Annotated in this window: 18 protein-coding genes; 8 read left to right on the forward strand and 10 right to left on the reverse strand. The window is 74.0% G+C overall.

Annotated features, from left to right (window positions below; all coding sequences use genetic code 11):
• Nucleotides 1–25: 25 nt before the first annotated feature.
• Together OIE69_RS19050 and OIE69_RS19055 are read right to left on the reverse strand one after the other, a co-directional pair.
• Nucleotides 26–361 (reverse strand): DUF6087 family protein, encoded by a 336-nt coding sequence (locus OIE69_RS19050; protein ID WP_326573067.1) that lies wholly within the window; start codon nt 359–361, stop codon nt 26–28.
• 831 nt (nt 362–1,192) lie between these two features.
• Nucleotides 1,193–1,954 (reverse strand): phosphoglyceromutase, encoded by a 762-nt coding sequence (locus OIE69_RS19055; protein WP_089227655.1) that lies wholly within the window; start codon nt 1,952–1,954, stop codon nt 1,193–1,195.
• 116 nt (nt 1,955–2,070) lie between these two features.
• Here OIE69_RS19055 and OIE69_RS19060 point away from each other — a divergent pair, with 116 nt between their 5' ends.
• On the forward strand, nt 2,071–3,360 hold the full coding sequence (locus tag OIE69_RS19060) for an MDR family MFS transporter (protein WP_326573068.1): 1,290 nt from the start codon (nt 2,071–2,073) through the stop codon (nt 3,358–3,360).
• A gap of 72 nt (nt 3,361–3,432) precedes the next feature.
• On the opposite strand, the gene OIE69_RS19065 is transcribed toward OIE69_RS19060, so the two are convergent.
• Together OIE69_RS19065 and mshA are read right to left on the reverse strand one after the other, a co-directional pair.
• A complete protein-coding gene (locus tag OIE69_RS19065) occupies nt 3,433–3,948 on the reverse strand; it encodes a YbjN domain-containing protein (RefSeq protein ID WP_326573069.1) in 516 nt (171 codons plus the stop codon).
• Complete coding sequence (gene mshA, locus OIE69_RS19070; protein ID WP_326573071.1) at nt 3,941–5,290, reverse strand: D-inositol-3-phosphate glycosyltransferase; 1,350 nt, start codon at nt 5,288–5,290, stop codon at nt 3,941–3,943. The genes OIE69_RS19065 and mshA overlap by 8 nt, the downstream gene beginning before the upstream one ends.
• Before the next feature lie 153 nt (nt 5,291–5,443).
• Between mshA and OIE69_RS19075 the strand changes: the two genes are divergently transcribed.
• From OIE69_RS19075 to OIE69_RS19085, 3 genes are all read left to right on the forward strand, one after another.
• Nucleotides 5,444–6,244, forward strand: coding sequence for a class I SAM-dependent methyltransferase (locus OIE69_RS19075; protein ID WP_326573072.1), 801 nt, complete (start codon nt 5,444–5,446; stop codon nt 6,242–6,244).
• A 133-nt stretch (nt 6,245–6,377) separates the two neighbouring features.
• Nucleotides 6,378–7,409, forward strand: a complete 1,032-nt coding sequence (locus OIE69_RS19080) for a C40 family peptidase (protein WP_326573074.1) — start codon at nt 6,378–6,380, stop codon at nt 7,407–7,409.
• A 300-nt stretch (nt 7,410–7,709) separates the two neighbouring features.
• The gene (locus tag OIE69_RS19085) at nt 7,710–8,978 is read left to right on the forward strand and encodes a PP2C family protein-serine/threonine phosphatase (RefSeq protein WP_326573076.1); all 1,269 of its coding nucleotides are present in this window, start codon (nt 7,710–7,712) and stop codon (nt 8,976–8,978) included.
• A gap of 38 nt (nt 8,979–9,016) precedes the next feature.
• On the opposite strand, the gene OIE69_RS19090 is transcribed toward OIE69_RS19085, so the two are convergent.
• From OIE69_RS19090 to OIE69_RS19100, 3 genes are all read right to left on the reverse strand, one after another.
• Nucleotides 9,017–9,349 (reverse strand): DUF2516 family protein, encoded by a 333-nt coding sequence (locus OIE69_RS19090; protein WP_326573078.1) that lies wholly within the window; start codon nt 9,347–9,349, stop codon nt 9,017–9,019.
• Between the two features lie 87 nt (nt 9,350–9,436).
• Entirely contained in the window at nt 9,437–10,072 is a 636-nt protein-coding gene (locus tag OIE69_RS19095) for a hypothetical protein (protein ID WP_326573080.1), read from the reverse strand.
• Nucleotides 10,073–10,148: 76 nt separating this feature from the next.
• Nucleotides 10,149–10,652 (reverse strand): helix-turn-helix domain-containing protein, encoded by a 504-nt coding sequence (locus OIE69_RS19100; RefSeq protein ID WP_326573082.1) that lies wholly within the window; start codon nt 10,650–10,652, stop codon nt 10,149–10,151.
• 139 nt (nt 10,653–10,791) lie between these two features.
• Here OIE69_RS19100 and OIE69_RS19105 point away from each other — a divergent pair, with 139 nt between their 5' ends.
• From OIE69_RS19105 to OIE69_RS19120, 4 genes are all read left to right on the forward strand, one after another.
• Nucleotides 10,792–11,250 (forward strand): bacteriocin immunity protein, encoded by a 459-nt coding sequence (locus tag OIE69_RS19105; protein WP_326573084.1) that lies wholly within the window; start codon nt 10,792–10,794, stop codon nt 11,248–11,250.
• 95 nt (nt 11,251–11,345) lie between these two features.
• A complete protein-coding gene (locus OIE69_RS19110; RefSeq protein WP_326573086.1) occupies nt 11,346–12,416 on the forward strand; it encodes a MerR family transcriptional regulator in 1,071 nt (356 codons plus the stop codon).
• A 9-nt stretch (nt 12,417–12,425) separates the two neighbouring features.
• The gene (locus OIE69_RS19115) at nt 12,426–13,205 is read left to right on the forward strand and encodes a 2-phosphosulfolactate phosphatase (protein ID WP_326573088.1); all 780 of its coding nucleotides are present in this window, start codon (nt 12,426–12,428) and stop codon (nt 13,203–13,205) included.
• Nucleotides 13,206–13,291: 86 nt separating this feature from the next.
• Nucleotides 13,292–13,840, forward strand: coding sequence for a DinB family protein (locus tag OIE69_RS19120; RefSeq protein ID WP_326573090.1), 549 nt, complete (start codon nt 13,292–13,294; stop codon nt 13,838–13,840).
• Between the two features lie 4 nt (nt 13,841–13,844).
• Here OIE69_RS19120 and OIE69_RS19125 read toward each other — a convergent pair whose 3' ends face one another.
• The 3 genes from OIE69_RS19125 to OIE69_RS19135 form a co-directional block, all read right to left on the reverse strand.
• The gene (locus OIE69_RS19125; protein ID WP_326573092.1) at nt 13,845–14,672 is read right to left on the reverse strand and encodes a MerR family transcriptional regulator; all 828 of its coding nucleotides are present in this window, start codon (nt 14,670–14,672) and stop codon (nt 13,845–13,847) included.
• A 96-nt stretch (nt 14,673–14,768) separates the two neighbouring features.
• Nucleotides 14,769–15,797 (reverse strand): aspartate-semialdehyde dehydrogenase, encoded by a 1,029-nt coding sequence (locus tag OIE69_RS19130; protein ID WP_326573094.1) that lies wholly within the window; start codon nt 15,795–15,797, stop codon nt 14,769–14,771.
• Nucleotides 15,794–16,666, reverse strand: a complete 873-nt coding sequence (locus OIE69_RS19135) for a dihydrodipicolinate synthase family protein (protein WP_326573096.1) — start codon at nt 16,664–16,666, stop codon at nt 15,794–15,796. The genes OIE69_RS19130 and OIE69_RS19135 overlap by 4 nt, the downstream gene beginning before the upstream one ends.
• Nucleotides 16,667–16,688: the final 22 nt, after the last annotated feature.

A 16,688-nucleotide genomic window follows, 5' to 3' on the forward strand; every position in this document is an offset into this window, starting at 1 on the left:
CAGCGGCGCGCATGCCGGGGCCCGGCTACTCGTCCAGCAGCGCCCGCAGCCTCGCCTCCCGCCTGTCGGCGGCCGCCGCGGGAGGGGGCGTGGCCGCGCCGTTGCCTCCGGTCGGAGAGGCCGCCCGCCGGCCGTTCCGCGCCGCGCGCAGGACGGCCCTGGCCTCCGCCAGGTCGGCCACCACGGCGACCGGTTGCCAGGCATGGCCGTCCCACCGCGAGATCAGACGTGGGGCGTCCGGTGCCACGTGAGCGCCCCGCGGCGGCCCCGGAGCAAGCGTGCCGGCACGGAGCCGACCCGTTTTCCGTGCCTGCCGTTCGTTGCGCCGTCGCAGCCACTGTTCCAGGGGCTCGTCCTCCATGCGCACAGCATGTCCCCTCAGACGCCTGTGCACCACGGTCGCGCGGGGCCGAAGTCCTCCTTTACCTAGGGCTGGTGGGAATCGGCCGCCGCGGGCACGACGGCTGCCGCGGTCCGCTGCAGCACCGCGTCGGGCGAATCCGTCGCCGCGGCCGGCGCCGGCCGGTAGGACCGCCGGTAGAGACCGAACGCGCCGAGGAAAGGGGAACCACATGCGTGTTCGACGAATCCTCACTGTCGTGATCGCCACGGCAGCCCTCGCCGGACTCGGCCTCACAGGCGCCGCCACCGCTACCGCCGCCATCGCACAGGGTGCCCCATCCTTCGTCAGCCTTCCGAGTGCAAGGAGGGCGGCGGAACGCCCGCGACGAGGAGGGCAACCTCTGCAAGGGCGGTACGCACGACGGGGAGCAGGTCGACTAGACCCCACAAGGCGCCCCGCAGCCCCACAGCCCCGCACTGCTGGGCACTCCCGCGCGAGCGGGAGTCGCGGGGGCTGCGCCGCCCCGTCGGGCACGCTGCGTCCGAGTCGGCCCGGAGGCACGCGGCGGGCGGAGTTCCCGAACGCCGTCGCGCGCGAGGGCCGCGAACTGACAAGGTTTCGAGTCGAACGGCCACGGTACGGCGCGGCAGGCGGAGCGGCTTCGGGCGGTGGCCTGTCCGGTCCGGGGTCGAGCAGGAGCAGGGGCCTTACGCCGGCCGCGGATCGGGCCGGCTCCTGCCTCGAGTCGATGGCCCGGCCCACTCCGTAGCGGGCCCAGAGGCGGCCCGGAGCGGCAACAAGCCCCCTCCCCGCGGAGAAACCGCAGGCAGGGGGCTTGATCGCGTCGCGCTACTTCTTCTTGCCCTGGTTCTTCACGGCCTCGATCGCCGCCGCGGCCGCCTCGGGGTCGAGGTAGCGGCCACCCGGGGTGACGGGGCGGAAGTCGGCGTCGAGCTCGTAGGCGAGCGGGATGCCGGTGGGGATGTTCAGGCCCGCGATGTCGGCGTCGGAGATGCCGTCGAGGTGCTTGACGAGGGCGCGCAGGCTGTTGCCGTGGGCGGCGACCAGGACGGTGCGGCCGGTGAGGAGGTCGGGGACGATGCCGTCGTACCAGTACGGCAGCATGCGGTCGACGACGTCCTTCAGGCACTCGGTGCGCGGGCGCAGCTCCGGCGGGATGGAGGCGTAACGCGGGTCGTCGCTCTGGGAGAACTCGCTGCCGTCCTCGATCGGCGGCGGCGGGGTGTCGTAGGAGCGGCGCCAGAGCATGAACTGCTCCTCGCCGAACTCGGCGAGGGTCTGCGCCTTGTCCTTGCCCTGGAGGGCGCCGTAGTGGCGCTCGTTGAGGCGCCAGCTGCGGTGGACGGGGATCCAGTGCCGGTCGGCGGCCTCGAGGGCCAGCTGCGCGGTGCGGATCGCGCGCTTCTGGAGGGAGGTGTGGACGACGTCGGGGAGGAGTCCGGCGTCCTTCAGCAGCTCGCCGCCCCGGACCGCCTCCTTCTCGCCCTTCTCGTTGAGGTTGACGTCAACCCAGCCGGTGAAGAGGTTCTTCGCGTTCCACTCGCTCTCGCCGTGGCGGAGGAGGATCAGCTTGTAGGGAGCTTCTGCCATGCCAAGGAGTCTAAGAGAAAACCTCTTGGTGCCCTCCGGAGGGCGCCTGTAAGCTGCGCAGGCCAACCTGGCCCATTACGCCTACGACGCCCCGAACGCCGCGAGGAGCAGCCGCCGTGCCCGATGTCAGACGTGCCGTACGGGAGACCGTGTCGGGACTCCCCCGGACCTTCTGGTGGCTGTGGACCAGCACGCTGGTCAACCGGCTCGGCGGCTTCGTCGTCACCTTCCTCGCCCTCTACCTGACCGTCGACCGGGGCTACTCCGCCACCTACGCCGGTCTTGTCGCGTCCCTGTACGGTCTCGGCGGCGCCGTCGGCGCGGTCGTCGGCGGTGTGCTGACCGACCGGGTGGGGCGGCGCTCGACGATGCTGCTGGCGCAGGTCGCGGCGGCGGCCGGCACGGCGACTCTGGCGTACGTCCACGGGCAGGCGGCGATCGCGACGGTGGCCATGGTGATCGGCCTGGCGAGCAGCGCGTCGCGGCCGGCCGTGCAGGCGATGATGGCGGACGTGGTGCCCGCCGCGGACCGCGTACGGGCGTTCTCCCTCAACTACTGGGCGATCAACATCGGCTTCGCCGTCTCCTCGGCGGCCGCCGGCCTCATCGCCTCGCAGGGCTACTACTGGCTGTTCCTCGGCGACGCGTTCATGACGCTGCTCTGCGCACTGGTGATCTACGCCAAGGTGCCGGAGTCGATGCCGGGCCATGAGCCCGCGGCTTCGGGACCGCCGCCGGTGGACGTCGCCGGGACGAAGGAGTCCCGGGTCGGCCTCGGAGTCGTGCTGCGCGACCGGCGCTTCATGGCGTTCGTCGCCCTGACGTTCCTGCTGGGCACGGTCACCCAGCAGGGCTCGACGACTCTCTCCGTCCACATGGGCCGCCAGGGCTTCACCGCGAGCGAGTACGGACTCGTCATCGGGCTCAACGGCCTGCTGATCGTGCTCCTGCAACTCCCGCTGACCCGGCTCGTCGAGCGGCGGAGCGTGGCGGCGCTGCTCACCGCGGGCACGCTGCTGATGGGCTGGGGCTTCGGGCTCACCGCCTTCGCCGGTTCGGTCCCGTTCTACGCGCTGACGGTGGCGGTGTGGACGATCGGCGAGATCCTGCACGCGCCGGCCTCGATGTCGCTCGTCGCCGACCTGGCGCCTTCCCACGCCCGGGGCCGCTACCAGGGCATGTACTCCCTCGCCTGGCCGGCGGCGTCCTTCGCCGGGCCGCTGCTGGGCGGCGTGGCGCTGGACCGGTGGGGCGGCGGCGTGGTGTGGGCGGCCTGCGCCGTGGTCGGCACCGTCGCCGGCGCCGGCTACTGGCTGCTGCTGCGGGAGCGCGGGGCGCGGGCCGGGTCGGTGGACGCGGCGCCGCCGGCCCCGGTGCGGGTACCGGAGCCGACCGCGGACTGCTAGGCCGTGCGGGCGCGCTGCACCCCGTACGGCCGTCCCGCCGATGCGTCGCCGGGCCGAGGCGGTGGCCGCGCGCTACTCGGCGCCCTTGTCCGCCTTGCCGATCAGATGGGTGAAGGCGTCGAGGTTGCGCGTGGACTCGCCGCGCGCGGTCCGCCAGGCGTGCTCCTTGCGGATCGCGTCCGCGAAGCCCAGCTCCAGCAGGGTGTTGAAGCTGCCGTCGGCGTTCTCCACGACGGCGCCCAGCACCCGGTCGACCTCCTCGGGTGTCACCGCGACGAGCGGGAGCCGGCCGGAGAGGTAGACGTCGCCGAGCGCGTCGATGGCGTAGGCCACGCCGTACAGCCGCGTGTTGCGCTCCAGGAGCCAGCGGTAGAAGGCCTCGTGGTTCTCGTCGGGGCGGCGCACGACGAAGGCGTTGACCGTGAGGGTGTGCCGTCCCACGGCCAGGGCGACGGTGGTGGAGAGCTTGCGCGTGCCGGGGAGCTTGACGACGTACTCGCCCCCGGCGCCGGTCTCCCAGCCGAGTTCCGCCTCCTGCAGTGCCTGTTCGACCGCCGTGCGCGCCGCCGCCTGCTCCCGCTCACCCATGCGGCGATCGTAGGCGACGCCGGCGCTCGGCCATCGCACCCGCGTACACCTCGGCGGTCCGGGTGGCCGCGGCGTCCCAGCCGAAGCACTCCGCGTGCCGGGCGGCGGCCGCGCCCATGGCGGGCACCAGCTGCGGGTGCTCGACGTAGCGGCGCAGGGCGCGCGCGTAGTCGGCCGGGTCGTGACCGGCGACGAGGAACCCGGTCTCGCCGTCCCTCACCGCCACCGGCAGTCCGCCGACCGATGCCGCCACCACCGGCGTGCCGCAGGCCTGTGCCTCGATGGCGACCAGCCCGAACGACTCGCTGTAGGAGGGCATGACGAGTACGGACGCCGCCCGGTACCAGTCCGCGAGCCGGTCCTGGGCGACCGGCGGCTGGAAGCGCACGAGGTCGGAGATGCCCAGCCGGGCGGCGAGCTTGTGCAGCCGCTCGGGCCTGGTCAGACCGCTGCCGCTCGGCCCGCCGACGACGGGGACGACGAGACGTTCGCGCAGCGACGGGTCCTCCGCGAGCAGGATCGCCACGGCGCGCAGCAGGATGTCGGGCGCCTTGAGGGGCTGTATCCGCCCGGCGAAGAGCGGGATCACCGCGTCCTGCGGGAGGCCGAGGCGCGCGCGGGCCCCGGCACGGCCGCCGTTGGCGTCCGGCCGGAAGCGGTCCAGGTTCACCCCGGGGTGGACGACGGCGACCTTGCGGGGGTCGGCCTCGTAGTGGCGGATCAGCTCGTCCGACTCCTCGGCGGTGTTGGCGATCAGCCGGTCGGCGGCGTCGACGATCTGCGTCTCGCCGATGACCCGGGCGGTGGGCTCAGGGGTGTCGCCCTCGGCGAGCGCGGCGTTCTTGACCTTGGCCATGGTGTGCATGGCGTGGACGAGCGGGACGCCCCAGCGCTCGGCGGCGAGCCAGCCGACGTGGCCGGAGAGCCAGTAGTGCGAGTGCACCAGGTCGTAGTGGCCCTGCCGGTGGCTGGCCTCGGCGTGCATCACCCCGTGGGTGAAGGCGCACAGCTGCGCGGGGAGGTCCTCCTTGTTCAGTCCCTCGTACGGGCCCGCGTCCACGTGCCGCACCAGGACCCCGGGCGCCAGCTCGACCGTGGGCGGCAGGGCGGCGGTGGTGGCGCGGGTGAAGATCTCGACCTCCACGCCGGGGCCCTCCGCGAGCCGCTTGGCCAGCTCGACGATGTAGACGTTCATGCCGCCCGCGTCCCCGGTGCCGGGCTGGTGGAGCGGCGAGGTGTGAACGCTGAGCATGGCCACGCGCCGCGGACGGCGCCCACCGGCATGGCGGCGCAGCCGGCGGTGGGCACCAGCGGCCAGGACCTTCGCCACGTACTGGCTCACGTCGCGTCCTCCACTTCTCCGGCGGGCGGCTGAGCGGGGGCCACCCTTCAACAGTGACAACCGGCGGAAGGCCTAGATCCATTTCCGCTTTGCCAAAGCGTGACCGTCGACACGGCCCGATCCGGCACCCGCCGGCTCGCATAGGCTCGGCGCATGCGCGCGACACGGCCGGTCGGAGAGGTGACCCGGGGGACGACCAACCCCAACCGCCTGCGCCGCATGGACCGCTGGATCGCCGCCCAGCACGGGGCGTCGCTGCGCCGCAGCGAGGACCCCCTCGCCGTGGACCTGGGCTACGGCGCGGCACCCTGGACCGCCCTGGAGCTGCTGGTACGGCTGCGCACCGCGCGCGCCGACGCCGAGGTCGTCGGCATCGAGATCGACCCGGCCCGGGTCGCCGCCGCCCGGCCGTACGCGCGCGAGGGACTCTCCTTCGCGCACGGCGGCTTCGAGGTACCCCTCCCGGGCGGCCGCAGGCCGGCCCTGATCCGGGCGGCGAACGTGCTGCGCCAGTACGACGAGGAGCGGGTCGCCGAGGTGTGGACGCGGCTGCGGGCGCGTCTCGCGCCGGACGGGCTGCTGGTGGAGGGCACCTGCGACGAGATCGGCCGCCGCCACGTCTGGGTGGCGCTCGGCCCCGAGGGGCCGCGCACGGTGACCTTCGCCACGCGGCTCGGCTCGCTGGAGCGCCCCTCCGACCTGGCGGAGCGGCTGCCCAAGGCGCTGATCCACCGCAATGTGCCGGGCGAGCCGGTCCACGCGTTCCTCACCGACTTCGACCGGGCGTGGGCGGCCGCCGCGCCCTTCGCCTCCCTGGGCGCCCGGCAGCGCTGGATCCGCGCCGTGCGCAGCCTGGCGGGTCCGGGCGGGTGGCCCGTCACCGACACCCCGGCCCGCTGGCGCCAGGGCGAGGTGACCGTCCGCTGGGAGGCCCTGGCCCCGGCGCTGCGCTGATACCCGCCGCCGGCCGGTCCGGCACGGCGCCGGAGCGCGATGCGCGGGCCCGCGGCTCTGGCCGATTCGCGTCTTCCGTGGCACCATCCACAACCACGTGACGGACCGTCAGATACGCGGCGGAGGTGCCCGCATGAAGCGTACGGCCTGCCTTGCCTGCGCCGCGCTGCTGCTGCTCCTGTCCGCCCCCGTGCCGGTCGCGCACGCCGATCCGCCCCACCCGCGCCGCACACTGCGGGACGTGCGGGCCGAGGTCGACGCCCTCTACCGGCAGGCCGAGCGCGCCACCGACACCTACAACTCCGCGCACGAACGGGTCCTCGCCCAGCAGAAGCAGATCGTCGCGCTGGCCCGCGTCCTCGACCGCGAGCAGACCCGGCTGCGCGCCCTCACCGCCCAGGCGGGCGCGCTCGCCCGCGCCCAGTACCGCGGCGGCGGCATCGGCCCCGGGCTCGACCTGCTGCTCAGCGACGACCCGGACGCCTTCCTCGACGGACTCACCCTCGCCGACCGCGGCGCCCAGGCCGCCGACGCCACCATCGGCCGGCTGCGCACGACCACCGCGGAGCTGGGCGCCTACGCCCGCTCCGCGACCGCCGCCTGGGAGCGCCTCATGGCCGGCCGGAAGGAGGCCGCCGACGCCGAGCGCGAGGTCACCGGCCGGCTGGCCCGGGCGAAGCGCCTGCTCGCCGGCCTGGAGGCCCGGGAGCGGGCACGGCTGGAACGGCTGGAGGACGAGGCCGCCTACCGTTCCCAGGTCGCCTGGCTGCGCACCGACGCCGCCACCCGCCTGCGCCGCGACGCCGCGGGCGCCACCCGGCAGGGCGCCGCCGCCGTCGCCTTCGCCTCGGCGCAGATCGGCAAGCCCTACGTATGGGGAGCGGACGGCCCTGCGGCGTACGACTGCTCCGCGCTGACCCGGGCCGCCTGGCGCGCCGCCGGGGTCGGCATCCCGCGCACCTCGCAGGAGCAGTGGCGGCTCCTGCCGCGCGTCCCCGTGGCGCGGATGCGCCCGGGCGACCTGGTCGTGTACTTCGACGACGCCAGCCACGTCGGCATCTACGTGGGTGACGGCGCCATCGTCCACGCGCCGCGCCCCGGGCGGCGGATCACGATGGCGGGTGCCGGGTCGATGCCCGTCCTCGGGGTCGTGCGCCCCGGGTGACCGCGCACGCCGCGCGGGCGGCCGCCCCGCTGTGACCTGCGTCCTGTGACCCCCGCCGCGTGACGCGCGCCACGCCGAGGTGGGGCAAACGTGACGTTGGTCATGCCCGGTTCGTCCCCCCGCGGCCGAAATCCCCAGCTCAGAACCGCATATGACACGGGCGGTTTACCAACAGGGCCTCCCCCGCCGCCGGGCGCTACCGCTATGGTCGCCCTTCAGTGTTCTCGGAGCTGAGCAACCGATCCGACCGATCCGACCGCTCCGGGACGTTGCCCTCGGGGGGAGGGAAGGAATTGTCCGATGTCGCCGATGTCCGCGACCGGGCGGCGCACCGACCAGTACGCCGCCGTGCCGGGGCCGCGCCAGGAAACACCCCTGGCCGACGGCCGGACCTCCCCTGCCCTGACCCTGCTCGTCATCGGTGACGACCCCGCCGGCGCCTTCACCGTCCCCGACCTGCTGGACGTCTCCGGCACGCGCGTCCGCATCCGCCGCGCCCGCAACCTGACCGAGGCCGAGCGGCTGCTCCGGGACGACGTCAACTGCATCCTGCTGGAGCTCTCCGCCCAGGCCGCCGAGGACGCGTCCGACGGGATGGACAACCTGCGGCAGCTGCTGCGGCTCGCCCCGCGCACCGCCGTGCTGGTGCTCACCGCGGGCACCGACACCGATGCCGAGCGCGCCGCGGAGGCCGTCCGCGTCGGCGCCCAGGACCACCTGACGCCGGCCGATCTGGATCCGTCCCACCTGACCCGGGCCATCCGCTACGCGGTGGAGCGCAAGCGTGCGGACGTCGCGCAGCGCCAGCTGACCGAGTCCCGGCTGCTCGCCCAGGAGAACTCGCGGCTGGAGCGCGGGCTGCTCCCCACGCCGCTGCTCCACGGCGCCGACCTGCGCTTCGCCGCCCGCTACCGGCCCGGCCGCAGCCGGGCTCTGCTCGGCGGCGACTTCTACGACACCGTCCGCACCCCGGACGGCACCGTGCACGCGATGATCGGCGACGTCTGCGGCCACGGCCCGGACGAGGCCGCCCTCGGCGTGGAGCTGCGCATCGCCTGGCGCGCGCTGACACTGGCCGGACTGTGCGGGGCCGCCCTGCTGGGCACGCTCCAGCAGGTCCTGGAGCACGAGCGCTCCGACGACGAGATCTTCGCGACCCTCTGCCAGGTCGACATCAGTCCGGACGGGCGCGCCGCCGACCTGTGGCTGGCCGGTCACCCGGCACCCCTGCTGTCGCTGTCCGGAATGGCGCCGCAACTGCTGCCGTACGAGCACGGCGGCCCGGCGCTCGGGCTGCTGCCGCAGAAGGACTGCTGGGAGGGCGCGCGCTTCGAGCTGGGCGAGGCGTGGAGCCTGATGCTCTACACCGACGGGCTCATCGAGGGCCGGATCGGCCTGGGCGCGCAGCGGCTGGGCCAGGAGGGCATGGTCGACCTGGTCGGGCGGCAGCTGTCGGCCGGACTCGCCGGCGAGGAGCTGCTGGACGCGGCCATGACCGAGGTGCGCGAACTCAACGGCGGGGAGCTGACGGACGACGTCGCGCTCATGCTCCTGGAGTCGGGCGCCTGATCCGACGGCCCCGGCCGGTCAGCCGGCCGGGGGACACCTCAGCGGTTGAAGGGGCCGTACGGGCCGTCGCTGCTGCTGCTGCCGCCGCGCCGCCGCGGACCGGACACCTGCTTGAGGGCCGGACGCACGTCGACCGTGTACACGATCACCGCGATCAGGCCGATGACCGGCAGGAACGACATGATCGGCAGGATCGCGATCAGCGCCGCCGCCACCGCCAGGATGATCAGCCAGAAGGCCTTCGTCTTCTTGTCCGCCGCCCGGTAGGCGTCCTCGCGCCGGATGGCCGCGTCGACCAGCGCGAACACCGCGAAGACCAGCAGGGCGATGGAGACCCAGCCCAGAATGTCGTAGAAGCCCTGCACCAGCATTGCCGTCCACCTCCGTCATCGGCTCCCACCGTACCGGCACAACGAGCCGGGCACGCCGCGCGTGCCCGGCCCGTGATGGCCGGCCGCTCAGGAAGCGGGCTTGCCCGGCGTCGCGGGCTTCTTGGCCGCGGGGGCCTTCTTCGCCGCCGTGGGGGCCTTCTTCGCCTGGCCGTCCTGCGCCGCCGGGGACGGCGCGTGGGCGGGGGCGGGGGCCGGGGCGGGGGTCGGCTTGGTGTCCGAGACCGGTGCCTGCCGCGCCGCCGGGACGGGCTCCGGCTCGATCGCGACGGCGATGTCCTCGACCTGCTCGGCGGCCTCGCCGCGCCAGGTGGCGACCGCGTCCTTGCCGCGCTCGGCCAGGCCGTCGTACGCCTCCTTGGCGCGGACCGCGTACTCGGCGGCACGGCCCACCTGCTGCAGCGCGAAGTCCTGCGCGGAGTCGCGCAGCTTGCGCAGGTCGCCGTCGATGGTGCCCAGGAGGTCGTTGACCTTGGCCTGCGCCTTGGTCTGCGCGTCCTTGGCCTGCGCGGTCACCTTCTCCTGCACGGCCTTGGGATCGGTGCCGCGGATCTTCTCGATCCGCTCGGGGGCCTCGGCGCGGATCTTCTCGATCAGCGGCGGGACCTCCTTGAGCTTCTCGGCCGCGAGGTCCGCGGTCCCGGCCAGCGCGTACAGCGGGGTCGGGTCCTTGAGGGTCTTGACGATGTCTTCGGTGATCGCCATGAGGGTTTCTCCCGTTTGAGGATGGTGGCGGGTACGTCTGTTGGATCGTTCGTTCCGCGCGACGGGGCGCGGCCGGTCACCCGGCGGCCGCGGCGTCGCCGCCGCCACCGCCGCTGCCCTGTCCGGCCGGTCCGGACGCGTTCGGCTTCAGCACGGCGACAGCCTTCTTCGCCGCCTTCTTCGCCACGTGCTCGCGCGGCGCAGCGGGCTGCTCGTCAAGAGCTTCCTCCACTGCGGCGTTCTCCTTGCGGAACGACTCGTAGATCTGCACGAGGACTTGCTTCTGCTTCTCGTTGATCGCCGTGTCGGCCAGGATGGCGGTCCGCACCTCCATCCCGTCGCCCTGGTCCCGCTCGTCGAGGATCCCGGCCTGCACGTACAGGGTCTCGGCGGAGATGCGCAGCGCCCGGGCGAGCTGCTGCAGGATCTCTGCGCTGGGCTTGCGCAGCCCGCGCTCGATCTGACTGAGGTAGGGGTTGGACACCCCCGCGGCGTCGGCGAGCTGACGCAGGGACAGCTGCGCGTTGCGGCGCTGCTCCCGCAGGTACTCGCCGAGGGTGCCGACGTTCAGTGAAGCCATGCCTCCGAGGATGCCGCGCGGTGCTAACTTTTGCAAGCAAGGTGCTTGCAAAAGTCTCGTTACGGTCATGTGACCTACCCCTCTCCGGCCCGGCCCGCCGCGCGCGCCCGCTGTCGGCGCCCCCGCGCACAATGCCTGCGTGGACCTGCGACCCGAACTGCTCCCGCCGCCCGTCAGCCCGGAACGACTGGCGGAGGTCGCCCGTGAGATCGAGCGGATCGAGGACCTGGTCGGGGCCGGCGAACCGGCGAAGAAGGCCGTGGCCGCGTTCGACGAGCGCACGGGCCACGACTACCTGCTGTCCGACTTCGCCTGGTACGGCGCGTCGCGCAACCTGGAGGAATTCGCCCGTGAGGCCGCCCGGCCGGCCCGGCCGCGGGTGGCGGACATCACGCGCGAGGAACTCGTCGAGATCGTCCGCCGCGTCGAGGACGATCCGGCCGGCGAGGACACCGACTACTACCTGCTGCTCTTCGACTGCAACACCCCGCATCCCCGGGCCTCCGGCCTGCTCTTCCACCCGCCCGCCGGCCTTGAGGACGCCTCTGCCGAGCAGATCGTCGACGCCGCGCTCGCCTACCGCCCGATCGCTCTGTGACCCTGGCCCGTACGGCCAGTTGACCTTGACCTTGGGGCAGGCCACAGCATCGAGGCGGCCGGGCGGCGTGCCCGGCCCGAGGGAGGGAGCCCGCCATGGACTCGCTGACGATCGGGGCGTTCGCGAAGGCGTCCCGGCTGTCGCCGAAGGCGCTGCGGCTGTACGACGAGCTGGGGCTGCTGACGCCCGCGCGGGTCGATCCGCTGACCGGCTACCGCCACTACGCGCCCGCCCAGCTGGAACGCGCCCGGCTCGTGGCCTGGCTGCGGCGGCTGGGGATGCCGCTGGCCCGCATACGGGAGGTGTGCGCGCTGGACGCGCCCGCCGCCGCGCGGGAGATCCGGGTGTACTGGGCACGGACCGAGGCAGCGCACGGCGCTCGGCGGGACCTGGCCGCCTTCCTCGTCGATCACCTGTCCCGAAAGGACTCCGCCGTGAACGACGCGAACCACCCCCTGGAGCTGCGCTGCGCCGCCCTCTCCGACGCCGGCCTCGTCAGGCCGGGCAACCAGGACACCGCCTACGCCGGCGAACGGCTGCTGGCGGTGGCCGACGGCTTCGGTGGTGAGGGGGCGCCCGCGGGCGCCGCCGCCGTCGACGCGCTGAGGGAGCTCGACGCCGGCGCCGCTTCGGGCGGTCTGCTCGACGTGCTGCAGGACGCGCTGGACCGGGCCGACGAGACCGTGCGCGGCTTCGCGGACTCGGGCACCACGCTCACCGCGCTGCTGTGGTCCGGGGAGCGGCTGGCCCTCGTCCACATCGGCGACTCGCGGGCGTACCTGCTGCGCGAGGGCGAGCTCTTCCGGATCACGCACGACCACACGATGGTGCAGTCGATGGTCGACGAGGGCCGGCTGACCGAGGCCGAGGCCGCCTCGCACCCGCAGCGGTCGCTGCTCGTACGGGCGTTGGGCTCGGGCACCCGCCCGGCCGGGCGCCTGCCCGACCTGCGGCTGCACGACCCGCGTCCCGGCGACCGCTACCTGCTGTGCACGGACGGCCTGTCCAGCGTCGTGCCGGACGAGGAACTGCACCGGGTCCTCGCCTCCGGCGCCGGGCCCGAGGCGGCGGTGCGCACGCTGGTGGAGCTGGCCAACGCCGCCGGCGGTCCGGACAACGTCAGTTGCGTGGTCGCCGATGTACACGGGAGGGCCGCGGCGGCATAGTCCTGGCCCATGAGCGAGGAATGGTTTCTGCAGACAGGCCACGGGGTGCGCTTCGAATGGGGACCGGAGGGCGCCCGGCGGATCGGGGCGCACGTGGCCTGCCTGGTCGTCGTCGACGTCCTGTCCTTCACCACCGCGGTGACGGTGGCCGTCGAGGCGGGGACCGCGGTGCACCCGTACGCCTGGCGCGACGCGACGGCGGCCGCCTACGCGCGTCGGGTCGGTGCGCGGCTGGCCGTGGGGCGGCGGGAGGTGACCGAGCGCTCGCCGTGGTCGCTGTCCCCCGCCGCCCTGCGCCGTGCGCCCTTCACCCCGCGGCTGGTGCTGCCCTCCCCCAACGGGTCGGCGATCGCCGCCGCGGCCGGGGAGGTGGCGACCGTGGTCGCCGCCTCCCTGCGCAACGCGAGCGCCGTCGGCGCGTGGCTCGCCCGGCACGGCTACGGCGTCCGCGACCGCCCCGTCGCGGTGGTCGCCGCCGGCGAGCGCTGGCCCGACGGGACCCTGCGCCCCGCGCTGGAGGACCTGCTCGGCGCCGGCGCGGTCGTCGCCGCGCTGCGCGAGCACGCGCCCGCGGTGACCCCCTCCCCCGAGGCGCACACCGCGGCCGCGGCCTTCACCGGGACCGCCGACCCCGCCGCCGCCGTCGCGGCCTGCGCCTCCGGACGCGAACTCCGCGGCGGTGGCTTCCCCGAGGACGTCGCGATCGCCACGGAACTCGACGCGGCCTCCGTCGTACCCGTCCTGTCCGGAGGAGCCTTCTCCCCGCGGCCCATTGCGGACCGGAACTGACCGCATGGGTGCGTACCGTCGAAGACGCGAAGGACGCCGGAGAACCGGCGCCCGAAGCCAGGACCCACGACCAAGGGGAGCGCACGATGCCGACGGTGGTACGGAACGAGACGGGTGAGCGGGACGCACTGCTGGCGTACCTGGAGGCGCAGCGCGGCGGGGTGCGGCGCGCGGTGCTCGGCCTCACCGACGAGCAGGCCTCCTCGCGGCCCAGCGTCAGCGAGATGAACCTCGCCGGGCTGGTCAAGCACGTCACCAGGACCGAGGAGTCCTGGGTGCAGGGCCTGCTGCTGGGCCACGAGGACAAGAAGGGCACCGAGGCGGACTACCTCGACGGCTTCCGGCTGCTGGAGGGCGAGACCCTCGCCGGCTGGCTGGAGGAGTACGCGAGGACCGGCCGGGAAACCGAGGAGGCGATCCTGGCGCTGCCCGACCTGGACGTCGTGGTGCCGCTTCCGGACGCGCCCTGGAACCCGCCGGGCATGAAGGTCAGCGCCCGCTGGATCCTGCTCCACCTCATCGAGGAGACCGCCCGGCACGCCGGGCACGCGGACGTCATCCGCGAGTCCCTGGACGGCCGGACGGCCTTCGAGCTGGTCGCCGAGGCGGCTCAGCAGGGGAAGCCGATGGGGTGACCGATCACGCCCGCGTCGCCACCGGTTCCTGCAGCTCCGTCACCCAGGTGTCGGGATGCCCCTCGCACTCCAGGTACAGCTCCCGGGGGTAGCCGAGGGACCGGTGGCCCTGGGCGTCGATCCAGCGGGCCAGCGTCTGCTCGGAGCGCAGGACGTCGTCCATGGAGCCGCGGTGCACGATCGTCGCCGCGCTCTCCAGCTCCGGCAGGTCGACGACCGCGAAGTCGTACCCGCCGTCCGGCTCGACCGCGACCTGCAGCCCCGCGTGGACGAGGATCGCGCCCTCCCCCTCCGGCGCGTCCTCGTAGTACGCGATCCCCGACCCGACCGGGCGCACGCCCGCCGCGTCCAGCCGCCGGCACAGCTCGCCGTACAGCGGCTGGATGACGGGCCCGATCTGCGCCGGCTCGAACCCGGCCGCGGTCGCCGTCAGCTCCGCGAGCCGTACCGCGGGCACCTTCTTGATCACCACGTCGTCGGTGGACATCCGTCCCTCGCTCTCGATCGTCCGGAGCCTCGCCTCGACCCCCGCCAGCCGGGCCGCGTCCGCGGCCATCGCGGCCGCGAGCTCGGCGCGGCGCAGCCGCAGCATGCCGCGCAGCTGCTCCGCGCTCACCTCCTCGTCGAGGATCGACCGCACCTGTTCGAGCGTGAAGCCGAGGTCCTTGAGGGCGATGATGCGGTTGAGCCGGGCGAGCTGCCCGGCGGCGTAGTGGCGGTAGCCGCTGGCGGGGTCGACACGGTCGGGGCGCAGCAGTCCGATGGCGTCGTAGTGACGCAGCATGCGGACCGACACGCGGCCGTGCCTGGCGAAGTCTCCGATCCCGAACATGACGTCTCCGAGTCCAGCGCCTCACACGGTGTGAGGGTCAAGCGCGACGACGCCCCGGCGCGCGGTCCGCGCCGGGGCACCGTGGGACTCTCGGGGTCAGCCGCGCAGCTCGGCGGCGACCAGCTCCGCGATCTGGACGGCGTTGAGCGCGGCGCCCTTGCGGAGGTTGTCGTTGGAGAGGAAGAGCGCCAGGCCGTGCTCGACGGTCTCGTCCACCCTGATCCTGCCGACGTAGGAGGGGTCCTTGCCCGCGGCCTGCTGCGGGGTCGGGATCTCCGACAGCTCCACGCCCGGGGCGGCGCCCAGCAGCTCGTACGCGCGCTCGACGCTGACCGGACGCTCGAAACGGGCGTTGACCTGCAGCGAGTGCCCGGAGAACACGGGCACGCGGACACAGGTGCCGGACACCTTCAGCTCCGGGATGCCCAGGATCTTGCGGGACTCGTTGCGGAGCTTCTGCTCCTCGTCGGTCTCGAAGCGGCCGTCGTCGACGATCTTCCCGGCGAGCGGGACGACGTTGAACGCGATGGGCCGCTGGTAGACCGCGGGCTCGGGGAACTCCACGGCCTCACCGTCGAAGGCCAGCTCGGTCGCCCGGTCGGCGACCTTGCGCACCTGGCCGTCGAGCTCGGCGACACCGGCCAGGCCGGAACCGGAGACCGCCTGGTAGGTGGTGGCGACCAGCGCGGTCAGCCCCGCCTCCTCGTGCAGCGGGCGCAGCACGGGCATGGCGGCCATGGTGGTGCAGTTCGGGTTGGCGATGATGCCCTTGGGGCGGTCGGCGATCGCCTGCGGGTTGACCTCGGAGACGACCAGCGGGACCTCGGGGTCCATGCGCCAGGCGGAGGAGTTGTCGATCACGACCGCGCCCGCGGCCGCGACCTTCGGGGCCAGCGCCTTGGAGGTCGCGCCGCCCGCGGAGAACAGCACGATGTCGAGACCCGCGTAGTCCGCGGTGGCCGCGTCCTCGACCGTGACCTCGCCGTCCTTCCACGGCACGGTGCGCCCGGCCGAACGGGCCGACGCGAACAGCCGCAGCTGCTCCACCGGGAAGTCGCGCTCGGCCAGCACCTTGCGCATGACACCGCCGACCTGGCCGGTGGCTCCGACGATTCCGATCCTCATCCGGTCTCTCCGATCAGTGCGTACGTACGGTCCCGAGTATCCCCCGATGCGGCGAGTGCCCGGAGTGCCGTCCCGAGGGACGGTCGGCCCGCGGGCAGCAGCGGCAGGCGCACGTCGGGGCTCGGGATGCGTCCCTGGACGTGCAGCACCGCCTTGATCACCGTGGGGTTCGGCTCGGCGAAGAGGGCGGCGGCGAGCCTCGCGAGCGCCTGCCCCGTCGCCGGATCGTTAGAGCGGGCCAGCTCCACCCACCGTTCGGTGGCCAGGTGCGCGGAGGCGGCGATCGCCCCCTCGGCGCCCAGGGCGAGCAGCGCCGGGGCGAAGACGTCGTCCCCGGCGTACAGCGGCACCTCCCCCACCAGCAGCACGGTGTCCTGGTCGATGCCGCCGACGGCGTGCTTGAAGCCCACGACCCCGTCGATCGCGGCGATCCGGCGCACCGTCTCGGCGGTGAGGGCGAGCCCGGTGCGGTAGGGGATGTTGTAGACGACCAGCGGCACCGCGGACGCCCGGGCCAGGGCCTCGAAGTGCGCGACGACGCCGTCCTGGGAGGGCCTGACGTACGACGGCACGGAGACGAGGGCGGCGTCCGCGTCGAGCCCCGCGAGTTCGGCCGCGGCCCTGCGGGTGTCCGTCCCGCCGGCGCCCACGGTGTACCAGAGCCCCCGTTCCCGGCACACCCGCCCCACGGTCTCCCGGACGACCGCCTTCTCGGCCTCGTCCAACATCGCCGCCTCGGCGGTCGTCCCCAGCGCCACCAGCCCGGCGACGCCCCCGTCGGCCACCTCGTGCGCCAGGCGCTCCAGGGCGCCGGCGTCCACGCGGCCCGCCTCGTCGAAGGGGGTGATGAGCGGTACGTGAATACCCATGCCCTCGAGCGTGGGCCCACAG

The organism is Actinacidiphila glaucinigra, assembly GCF_035918135.1.
GTDB classification, from domain to species: domain Bacteria; phylum Actinomycetota; class Actinomycetes; order Streptomycetales; family Streptomycetaceae; genus Actinacidiphila; species Actinacidiphila glaucinigra.

Bases quoted from the DNA above. Each gene is read 5' to 3' on its own strand.
- OIE69_RS19115 (WP_326573088.1), top strand. From the start codon at position 12,426: ATGAGCGAGGAATGGTTTCTGCAGACAGGCCACGGGGTGCGCTTCGAA.
- OIE69_RS19095 (WP_326573080.1), bottom strand. From the start codon at position 10,072: ATGGCGATCACCGAAGACATCGTCAAGACCCTCAAGGACCCGACCCCG.
- OIE69_RS19125 (WP_326573092.1), bottom strand. From the start codon at position 14,672: ATGTTCGGGATCGGAGACTTCGCCAGGCACGGCCGCGTGTCGGTCCGC.
- OIE69_RS19135 (WP_326573096.1), bottom strand. From the start codon at position 16,666: ATGGGTATTCACGTACCGCTCATCACCCCCTTCGACGAGGCGGGCCGC.
- OIE69_RS19065 (WP_326573069.1), bottom strand. From the start codon at position 3,948: ATGGGTGAGCGGGAGCAGGCGGCGGCGCGCACGGCGGTCGAACAGGCA.
- OIE69_RS19050 (WP_326573067.1), bottom strand. From the start codon at position 361: ATGGAGGACGAGCCCCTGGAACAGTGGCTGCGACGGCGCAACGAACGG.
- OIE69_RS19080 (WP_326573074.1), top strand. From the start codon at position 6,378: ATGAAGCGTACGGCCTGCCTTGCCTGCGCCGCGCTGCTGCTGCTCCTG.
- OIE69_RS19055 (WP_089227655.1), bottom strand. From the start codon at position 1,954: ATGGCAGAAGCTCCCTACAAGCTGATCCTCCTCCGCCACGGCGAGAGC.
- OIE69_RS19130 (WP_326573094.1), bottom strand. From the start codon at position 15,797: ATGAGGATCGGAATCGTCGGAGCCACCGGCCAGGTCGGCGGTGTCATG.
- OIE69_RS19120 (WP_326573090.1), top strand. From the start codon at position 13,292: ATGCCGACGGTGGTACGGAACGAGACGGGTGAGCGGGACGCACTGCTG.
- OIE69_RS19110 (WP_326573086.1), top strand. From the start codon at position 11,346: ATGGACTCGCTGACGATCGGGGCGTTCGCGAAGGCGTCCCGGCTGTCG.
- OIE69_RS19085 (WP_326573076.1), top strand. From the start codon at position 7,710: ATGTCGCCGATGTCCGCGACCGGGCGGCGCACCGACCAGTACGCCGCC.
- OIE69_RS19090 (WP_326573078.1), bottom strand. From the start codon at position 9,349: ATGCTGGTGCAGGGCTTCTACGACATTCTGGGCTGGGTCTCCATCGCC.
- OIE69_RS19100 (WP_326573082.1), bottom strand. From the start codon at position 10,652: ATGGCTTCACTGAACGTCGGCACCCTCGGCGAGTACCTGCGGGAGCAG.
- OIE69_RS19075 (WP_326573072.1), top strand. From the start codon at position 5,444: ATGCGCGCGACACGGCCGGTCGGAGAGGTGACCCGGGGGACGACCAAC.